Genomic DNA, 7,650 nt, shown 5'->3' with positions numbered 1-7,650 from the left:
ACTTCATTGACATTGTCAAGGATATTTTCCTCTTCAAATGCATCAAGAACCGCATTAGCTGCAGCTGCAACCAATGGACCTCCACCGAAGGTTGTTCCGTGATCACCTGGAACGAATGCACTGGCTACCTTTTCGGTTGCAAGGATTCCGCCCATTGGGACTCCTCCACCGATTCCTTTAGCCATTGTCATGATGTCAGGTTTTACATCAAAGAGTTCATGAGCGAAGAGTGTTCCGCATCTTCCAAATCCTGTCTGGACCTCATCGACAATGAATACGATGTCGTTTTCCTTACAGATTTTTTCGATTCCTTTAAGGTATTCGATATCAGGAACGTTAACTCCGCCTTCACCTTGGATAGGCTCTACAATAATAGCTGCAGTGTTTTCTGTAACTGCCTCCTTGATTGCTTCCAAATCATTGTATGGCACATTGATGAAGCCTTTTGGCAAGATGCATTTGAATGGTTCATGATAATGTTCGTGACCGGTTGCCGCAAGTGTCATTATGGTCCTTCCGTGGAATGACTCGACGGTTGATATGACTTCACTTTTTCCGGTGTATTTGACAGCTAACTTGATAGCTCCTTCGTTGGCCTCAGCACCGCTGTTTGCATAAAATATTCTGTCGAAACCTGTTTTGTCAACCAATCTTTTGGCATAAATCAAAGCAGGCTCATTGTAGTAGATGCTTGAAATGTGAATGAGCTTTTCTGCCTGGTCCTGAATCGCCTTTACAAGTTTAGGATGATTGTGACCTAAACAGTTAACTGCAATACCTGCAAACATGTCCAAATATTCATTTCCATCGATATCCCATACTTTAACACCTTCCCCGTGATCAAGTACGATTGGTTGTCTGGTGAAAGTGTTTATGAAATAATCATCTTCAATTTTAATTAATTCCTGAGTATTCATAATAATCTCCTAATATATTTAATCATTAAAAGTATAAGTTTAAATTAATATAAAATACTTTCCCCAATTCATTGAAAAAATGAAAAGAATGAAGTGAATTGGCTTTGGTTTTAAAAAAAAATTTTAAATAGATGAAATTAATCATCTATTTGACTTTAACAGTTGTTTTAATGGTGTCCTTGAGGTAAGTCACTTTGACTGTGTATTTTTTGCCTTTTTTGAGCTTTTTGATAATATTTTTTTTCAAAGTTTTCTGTGCAATTCCTTTTTTGTTGGTTTTGACCTTATAGGTTTTGCCTTTGAATTTGAAGGTTATCTTTTTGCCCTTAATGAGCTTGCCGTTGATTTTGAGTTTTGCTTTCAGGACCAGCTTTTTGGCGATTTTCTTTTTGATGGTGACTTTGCTTGCAGTCAGGACCTGTTTTACGGTAACCGTATTTTTAAGGCTTGCACCATTGTATGTGGTTGTTATTGTGTATTTTTTAGGAAGTTCAGATATCTTAATCCTGGCAACACCGTCGTTGTCGGTCGCTACACTGTATGTCTTGCCGTTGATGGTGAACTTGACAACAGCTCCCGCACCGACTGCACGTCCGTCGGCAGTCACGACTTTAACGCTAAAGTAAGATCCTCCATCATAATCAACAACGATATTCTTGTTATTTATGATTTTGGTATCATCCCTAACAGTATACACTTTAAGACAGACTGTTTTATCCTGAAGTGTAATGTCACTCCAGGATTTGCCATCTTTACTGATTAAGGACATTCCCGGCATATAATGCTGTCTTGAATATGATTGGAAAGGAAGAGCGTTGTTCTTAAATACAACTTTAAACTTATCGCCGGCATTAACCGGAATGTATTTGTTCAAGATAATTGTTCTGAATCCTGCAAATTCACTGACACCACTTTGGGAGTGAACCTTAGCACCATTCACATAAACATCAAAGGAATAATCGATTCCGGACTCGTTGAAGTATGTTCCAACAGCACCGATCAGTTCAGAATACTTTGAAGTGAACTCGTTGGAATAATAGCTGTAATTGCCATCAAAACCACAAAGCCCCATCAAATCCGTTTGATAGTTAACATGATAATCGATTGTGTTCTCAAATATATAGGCTACAGCCGCCGCTTGAGGGATAATTGCACGGAAATCCTTAGCTAAAAATGAAGGATTATAATAGGACAACCACATATAACCTCCTTCCCTCATAAAAGTGCCCTCAGTTTCACTTAATGATGCACTTTCAGAATCTTTAATTAACCAAGCACCATCACCCCTTGGAAGAGCATCGGTCTCAAGGGCATCACTTCCATTGAAGTTTTTAGCGGAAAAATTATCATTCCATCCGATTAGTGTGACAAAATGATTTGGCTGAAGCTCTTGATCTGTATAATTTGTCCTGTTATAATCAAAAGAATCAAAGCTATATTGGATGGATACAGCGCCGTATTTAATTATAGCCTGTTTAATCAAGTCCATTGTATCATTTCTTCCGCCAAAAATAATCATTGCGTCTTGAAGATGTATTCTATTTTCAGTTTGTAGAACACTTGAAAACATGCCTCTCTCATCAAAAGAATCCTCTTGAGCGGTTACAATACCATACCAACTTAAGGAATGACCCAAACCGCTATAAGCAACTCCAACAGCATCATTTCTAGTATCTCCTTCACTGTAATATTTCATTTGAATATTTTGAATATTGTTTTCAGAGATATTGTATAAAACACCTGTCTGTTTTAAAAGTGCGCATTCCAATGCTCCTGCGGTTGCAAATGCCCAGCAAGCCAGGCTGTCTCCCTGATATTTAAGTGGGCTTGACCATCCCCAATCACGGGAATCAAACCTAGCAGGCAATGTATCCGCAACTATTGAATTTTTGGTCAGATTAATCTTTATTCCCTTATTTTCAACAGAAACAATATAATCAGTATTGTTCAACAAGAATAAGTCGGTGGAAATAATATCTTTTATAATGGAGTCATTGCTTGCGAAGTTTGCATAAACCGCTACCCCACCATTGTTAAAGGTTGAATTATTGATATTTGCAGTTACGTCATTTGCATAAATCACGCTTTCCCTACCTGAAGATGGTGCAGTTACAGCATTATTTATGAAATTGGATTTATCAATGACCAGTTTTCCATAATCAAAATAAATCGCAGCGGCATTTGACTGGGCGCTATTGTTTATTATATTACAGTTGGCAATGGTCAGATTAGCCCAGGAAGTATAGATTACCCCTCCAATGTTTTTGGCTTTGGAATTTATAAAATTAGAATTTGAAATATATAAAATTCCCCCTTGGGCGGCTATAACTCCACCATAACCAGAGGAAATATCTGTAAAATTACTATTGGAAATATATAAAGTGTTTGTTATTCCATGCTCTCCTGAATCAAAGTCGAAGTAAATTGCACCGCCATTATGACTGGATGAAACATTCACAAATTCACAATTTTCGATTATCCATTCTCTAAGTGGTCGCTTTCCGGCACCTGGATTATTCGAATCAGCGTTAATTCTGAAAAGTTTTCCAAGAATTGCCCCTCCAGTAAAATCCGCATGGGTATTGTTAAATGTTGAATTTTTAACTGACAAATAATCTCCCTTGAAATTTATTACCCCACCATATTTGGAGCTTAAATTTTCAAAAGTGGAATTTTCTATAATCAATGCATTCCTATTAATCAAAATAGGAGCATCGCTATTTCTAGCGTTACAGAAATGAGAATTATAAATTTCTACATCAGAATAAAATGCAGATATGAGATATGCATCAAAATTTGAATTGAAATTACAATGATTTAAAGTTAAATTACTATCCTCATCAGTTGTAATAATTCCAACAGACTTCTCTGATGAATTCACAAAATTGTTAGTGAAATTCACATTATTTAAAGTGAGTTTGCCTGAAATAAATATTGACTGATTACAGTTTATAAAAGTTAAATCATTGATAGTAATGTTTGAATTTTCACATGCGAAAATAAATCCTTGTGCCTTGTTGGAACCATCAATTATATGATTATTACCATTTATCACTATATTGGATTGATTAATCTTCAACTGCATTTCCACATCGCTTTCATCATACTTATAATTACTTTCTATGTTAAAGGAATCTGTACGATCTTTTATATCCTCACAGAAATCATCATAGGACTTATAAGTTGCATCTTCCAGTTTCTCATTCTGGCCATCACCCGAAACATCCTGATTCAAGTCAATGCCTGACTGTAAATCCACATCACTTTCCAAAACATCTGTCTGATTAGACACTGAATCAGCTGAAACAGCAGTTATGCTAAACAGAATGCAGATGACAACTATAAACATGAAATATTTTGATTTAAATATCATAATTTATCCCCCAACAACACGTTAAGCGCTTCTCAATTTTCTATACCCCAACGCAACTACCGTAGCCAAGACTATCATGCATATTGAAATAATGGAATTCAGCAGATCATCCACCACTATGCCCTTGAAGAAGTAAGCTATGAATATCGCCGCAAGAGGCACAAAAAACCATTGCGCAATATAAATCGTGTTGATATTACTGCTGAGAATTGTATCCGCCTTGATGACTGCATCCGGCAGGTATTTGGCCATCCAATGGCACAGGCCAATTATACCATGTGCACTTATGATGCAGAATACTGCATCCAATGTATTCATGAAGTAATACATGTGAATATCATTAGACAGGATTCCTCCCCATAGCCTTGAGGATGCAAAGAAGTATGCCAATGAAATTATGATGAAAATCGGCCAAAACTTAAAGAAATCACCCTTGTCCTTGGCTCTTATAAAGTACTGCCCCCAAATGTATCCTGCAATAGGGAAAATTAACCAATTAAATAGTGGAAAAGCTGTAAATCCTCCTTGAGTACCTATAAAATCGGAAACAAACAGGTTTAGGAAAGTAACTCCAAAATCAGTGCCTCTAGTAAGGCTTCCAATCACGGACAGCACTACTGCAACAATGGCCATATTCCTATTTGAAAGGTCCATTTTCTTAAGGATTCCAATGAAAATGAATGCCAAACCGGCAAATGCCAGGATATCCACACAAAAGAGCAAAAGTCCTCCCTGTATAGGAAAAGCGTCCCAATTTCCCAAAAGTGTTCCTGAAAGAAAATTAGGTATGAAAAATTCAAATATATTTACCAGAATTCCCAAAAGGTATAGAATCGCTCCCCTTCTTATCATTGTTTTCGGCTGACTTTTCCTTGAGTACACTATTCCTACACCCATGCAGAACATGAAGATTGGCGCCGCATAAGGCCTGCCCAGAAGACTGCCGACAGTGAACTCATAAGCTGGGCTAAAAGAATGATTAAAAGCCATATTCACCCACATTGTGTGAAGAAAAATCATGAAAATGATGGACATGGCCTTGGCAATATCCAACTCGACCTGCCTGCCAGTATTGATTTTGTCATCCGAAAACAAGTTTGAAATATTCATAATATACTGTGTAGTTTAAGCAACATTTATATTTATAGTAATATATAATTGCCATTCAAAAACTATTTAATAATTGATATTAAATAATACTATAAGGTGATAAAATGAAAGTCGCAACTATCGAAACTGATAAAGGAAATATTGAACTCGAATTATTTCCAAATGAAGCTCCAGGTACTGTAGCTAATTTTGAAAAACTGATTAAAGAAGGATTTTACGATGGATTAACTTTCCATAGGGTAATTCCAAACTTTGTAATCCAAGGAGGATGCCCTATCGGTAACGGTACCGGAGGACCTGGTTACACAATCAAATGTGAAACTGAAGGAAACCCACACAAACACGGAACCGGTGCATTATCCATGGCACACGCAGGTAAAGACACTGGAGGAAGCCAATTCTTCATTACACACTGCCCACAACCACACTTAGACGGCGTTCACACCGTATTCGGCCAAGTAATCAAAGGCCAAGACGTTGTTGATGCTATCCGCCCAGGTGACGTGATGAACAGAGTCACCGTAGAAGAAAGATAATTCCTTATCTTTCAACTTTCTTTTTTTAAAACTAGTAATTGAACCGGACATATGACTTGTTGAATCCCAAAACATTCGTATAGTCGAATTCACAATTGTTTTCCCTAAGTTTTCTAATTGTTTGAGATTCGTTGAACTTCTTATTGTTGAATGGATTGTATAACTCGCCGTCATCGATGAAGAGGACCACTGCATTGCCGTCTACCAATCTTACAGTAACATCAATCTCATTGACTGAAGGGTCATGCTCAAAAATGTTTTCGCATATGCCTCCCACCGATGAGAAAAAGAGCGGAGAATAATCCTTGAATATTGCTTCAATTTTTTCCAAAAGCTCATCAGAATACTCATTATTCCCTTTGACATATGTGAAATTCACCAGTTTTGAATCCTTAAGCAAGAACAGATTTTTGATTTCATTAGACATCTGGAGACGTTTGGCCATAATAACATAGATTAAAAGAGGTATTGTTTCAGACAATAGAATTGCAATCCATATTCCGATTCCTCCAATGAAATGAGTCAAGATTAATGCTGAAACAATGGAAATCAGGAACTCTTCACAAAATGTGATTGTAAATGAAATCCTGTTATGCTCAATGGCCTGGGTATAATTGGCCAGGAGATAGGACATGCAGCGTCCAACTAATCCGAATGAGGTTATGCGTATTGCTAAGGTAACGATTTGGATGTATTGGGGATTTGTAATGTTGAATAGTTTAATCAATATTTCCGGATACACAAAGAAAAGGGCAGAAATGGGGACACTGACAATTAGGATGTGCTTAATTGATTTTTTGATTATATATTTCACAGCCTTAAAATCCATTTCCTTATAAAACACGGCCACAATTGGAGTCAATGCCTTCATGATTCCTGAAAGGACGATGTAGACGAAAGTTTCAGAGTTGTCATATACAAGAAACGCCAAAAGCCCGGCCGCACCGTAATAGGTTGAGCAGAGATATGTAAAGACTGCCATCTGAATTGAGAAAAATATCTTTCCGACAACTTCAGGAGTGTTGAGCATTATGTTTTTTAGGGAATTGAATACCCTCCTTATTTTCAGCTTGGCGGGTGAAACAAACTTAAAGGAACGCCTTTTACTGAAAAGGTATCTTGATATATAAGCCACACCAACAGCATATCCGACAACTGTTGACAGGGCGGCACCTTCCATGCCCATATTGAAACCTTTCAAAAATATAAAATCCAATATTATATTTGTTACATTAGCTATCAGGACTGAATAGAACGGCAATTTAGGGAATCCGTCTGATCGAAGGAAATATGAAATAACTATAATGAAACAGTTCAAAGGATAGAAAAACATTATTGCAAAGAGATAACTCTTCGCCTGGTAAAATATTTCGGATGGGGCATGCAACAAGTGCAGTATATTATCTGCAAAAACGAATATCACCGCAATATAAATCAATGAAATCAAGATGATTCCAATAATTGAAACGGTAAAATAAAAATTGGATTTTTCATCATCCAAATCCGATTTTGCCCTTAATGCCAGCAGACTGCCTCCCTGACCGAAAAGAACATAGAATATGCCAGTGAAATAAAGGAGAGGAGACATTAAGTTTAATGAAGATAGCTGTGAGCCTCCGATAAGCAGTGCAATTACGACTACATCTATAACAACCGCTATCTTTTCGGACATCACCATAAACAATGTAGGCAGGAGCAGCTCGTAATACTTGTC

5 protein-coding genes are annotated in these 7,650 nt (G+C 37.1%); 1 reads left to right on the top strand and 4 read right to left on the bottom strand.

Features of this window, described 5'->3' with window-relative positions; genetic code table 11:
- From QZN27_RS07590 to QZN27_RS07580, 3 genes are all read right to left on the bottom strand, one after another.
- Positions 1-917, bottom strand: a 917-nt coding sequence (locus QZN27_RS07590; protein ID WP_296785928.1) for an aminotransferase class III-fold pyridoxal phosphate-dependent enzyme, incomplete at its 3' end; no start/stop codon positions are given.
- A gap of 145 nt (positions 918-1,062) precedes the next feature.
- Positions 1,063-4,290 carry a lectin like domain-containing protein gene (locus tag QZN27_RS07585; RefSeq protein ID WP_296785925.1) on the bottom strand — a complete coding sequence of 1,076 codons (3,228 nt, stop codon included), beginning with the start codon at positions 4,288-4,290 and terminating at the stop codon, positions 1,063-1,065.
- 21 nt (positions 4,291-4,311) lie between these two features.
- A complete protein-coding gene (locus QZN27_RS07580; RefSeq protein WP_296785922.1) occupies positions 4,312-5,400 on the bottom strand; it encodes a heparan-alpha-glucosaminide N-acetyltransferase domain-containing protein in 1,089 nt (362 codons plus the stop codon).
- A 104-nt stretch (positions 5,401-5,504) separates the two neighbouring features.
- On the opposite strand from QZN27_RS07580, the gene QZN27_RS07575 reads away from it, so the two are divergent.
- Positions 5,505-5,936 (top strand): peptidylprolyl isomerase, encoded by a 432-nt coding sequence (locus tag QZN27_RS07575; RefSeq protein WP_296785919.1) that lies wholly within the window; start codon positions 5,505-5,507, stop codon positions 5,934-5,936.
- A gap of 31 nt (positions 5,937-5,967) precedes the next feature.
- Here the strand turns inward: QZN27_RS07575 and QZN27_RS07570 are convergent.
- Positions 5,968-7,650: MATE family efflux transporter (locus QZN27_RS07570; protein WP_296785916.1), on the bottom strand; the 1,683-nt coding region annotated here is incomplete at its 5' end.

The sequence above is a fragment of the uncultured Methanobrevibacter sp. genome (assembly GCF_900316895.1).
Classification (GTDB): domain Archaea; phylum Methanobacteriota; class Methanobacteria; order Methanobacteriales; family Methanobacteriaceae; genus Methanocatella.
The sequence above is the reverse complement of the archived record's forward strand: the minus strand, read 5'-3'. Positions and strand labels throughout refer to the sequence as shown.